Origin of the sequence: Brachybacterium tyrofermentans (genome assembly GCF_039526165.1) — a bacterium.
Classification (GTDB): Bacteria; Actinomycetota; Actinomycetes; order Actinomycetales; family Dermabacteraceae; genus Brachybacterium; species Brachybacterium tyrofermentans.
On sequence record NZ_BAAAIR010000030.1, the window covers coordinates 1 to 1,998 of the forward strand.

Below are 1,998 nucleotides of genomic sequence, written 5' to 3' on the forward strand. Positions count from 1 at the left end.
GTACGGGCGGGGCATGCGGTGAGCCTTCCATGAAGACCATCGGCTAGCGACGTCAACTGGAAACCGAGCCATAGGTCAGGTCATCTGATCTGGCTTGCCCACTGGGCGGCCTGGAAGGATGTGCACCATGCCCGCTCCCTACCCCCAGGAGTTCCGCGACGATGTCGTGCGAGTGGCCCGTTCCCGCGAGGATGGCGTCACCATCGCGCAGATCGCGAAGGACTTCGGCGTCCACGAGATGACACTCCATAAATGGATGCGCCAAGCCGACGTCGAAGCCGGCGTCCGCCACGGCACCACCCGCGAGGACGCCGCCGAGACGCGAGACCTCAAACGTCGCGTGCGCCTGCTCGAGCAGGAGAACGAGGTCCTGCGCCGCGCTGCCGCCTACCTCTCCCAGGCGAATCTGCCGGGAAAAGGTTCTACCCGCTCGTGAGCGAGCTCGCCGCTGAGAACATTCCCGTCGCGGTGTCCCTGCGGGTCCTGAAGCTCTCCCGCCAGCCCTACTACCGCTGGCTCAAACACCAGGTCACCGACGCCGAACTGGTCGAGGCTTACCGAGCCAACGCACTGCTGGACGCCCACCGCGACGACCCCGAGTACGGCTACCGGTTCCTGCTCGGCGAGGCCGCAGAAGCGGGTGAAGTGATGTCCGAGCGGACAGCGTGGCGGATCTGCCGAGACAACCAGTGGTGGTCCGTCTTCGGCAAGAAGCGGGCCAAGAATGGGAAGCGTCCGGGACCGCCGGTCCACGACGACCTGGTCCAGCGCGACTTCTCCGCCGACGACGTCAACGAGCTGTGGCTGACCGACATCACCGAGCACTGGACCGACGAGGGCAAGCTCTACCTCTGCGCCATCAAGGACGTGTTCTCCGGCCGGATCGTCGGCTACTCGATCAGCGACCGGATGAAGGCTCGCCTCGCGGTGAACGCCCTGGACAACGCGATATCCAGGCGCCCCGACGCCGCCGGCTGCATCCTGCATTCGGATAGAGGATCTCAGTTCCGGTCACGGAAATTCGTCCACGCCCTGAACCGTCATCACCTCATCGGCTCGATGGGCCAAGTCGGTGCTGCCGGAGACAACGCCGCCATGGAGTCCTTCTTCGCGCTGCTCCAGAAGAACGTCCTGGACCGTAAGCGTTGGCGGACCCGAGAGGAGCTGCGGATCGCGATCATTACCTGGATCGAGAGGACCTATCATCGCCGTCGCCGTCAGGCCCGCCTGGGCCGATTGACCCCCATCGAATACGAGACCATCATGAACCCGGTCGCGCTCGCGGCCTGACACCCCAACTGTCACCTAAACGTGCGGCAGTCCCCTACTCCGACCTGGTAGTCACGCTGGACGCACAGGCAAGGGGTGCCCCAGCTGAGTGGCTTCCCCGGCTCTCAGCCTACTCGGCGAGGGCTAATGTCGGTGACCGCTGAGAGGCATGGAGTCTCACGTGGGAGCCCCCTCCGCTGCGAGGTGGGAGCAGGGATGAAGTAGGAGCGCTGAATGTATGCCTCGAGCTCTGCATTCTCGATGCGCCACTGTCCGCGTCCTCCTACGCGTATGGCACGGAGCTCGCCGGAGCGAACGAGTGAGTACGCCTGCGTACTGCTGATTGAGAGCACTGCCCTCACGTCGTCGAGGGTCATGAACCGACGATCGAGCACACTGGTCCGTTGAGACATCTGATGGACTCCTTCAGTAAAGCTGGCCTAGGCGACCAGGCTGATCCCGTCGACGACAGAACGCGCTTGGGCGGTGTCGAGGCCCACGTAGATCGCTGTGGTCTCCGGCTTCGAGTGCCCCATAAGCGTCTGAACCAAGAGAAGGTCCCTAGAGCTTCTGTACGCCTCGGTGGCGAAGCGGTGGCGCAACGTATGGGCACTCCAGCGGCCCGAGAGAGTCTCGTTGACGAGTTCCCTGCGTGTCAGGGTGAGTTGAGACCAGTGGTTCATAGCAAGTCCGCCTCCGCAGGGCGAGATCAGGATCAACAACCATGAG

At 63.8% G+C, this 1,998-nt stretch carries 3 protein-coding genes; 1 reads left to right on the forward strand and 2 read right to left on the reverse strand.

The window, feature by feature from the left end:
• The first annotated feature begins 127 nt into the window (after positions 1 to 127).
• Positions 128 to 1,290 (forward strand): IS3 family transposase gene (locus ABD093_RS05825; protein WP_096197007.1). Its coding sequence is split into 2 segments (ribosomal slippage): positions 128 to 412 and positions 415 to 1,290, totalling 1,161 coding nucleotides; the frame shifts between segments, so codons are not numbered across the junction.
• Between the two features lie 104 nt (positions 1,291 to 1,394).
• On the opposite strand, the gene ABD093_RS05830 is transcribed toward ABD093_RS05825, so the two are convergent.
• The gene (locus ABD093_RS05830) at positions 1,395 to 1,682 is read right to left on the reverse strand and encodes a helix-turn-helix domain-containing protein (RefSeq protein WP_343923098.1); all 288 of its coding nucleotides are present in this window, start codon (positions 1,680 to 1,682) and stop codon (positions 1,395 to 1,397) included.
• Between the two features lie 27 nt (positions 1,683 to 1,709).
• A partial coding sequence (locus tag ABD093_RS05835) for a tyrosine-type recombinase/integrase (RefSeq protein ID WP_343923100.1) occupies positions 1,710 to 1,998 on the reverse strand: 289 nt, incomplete at its 5' end.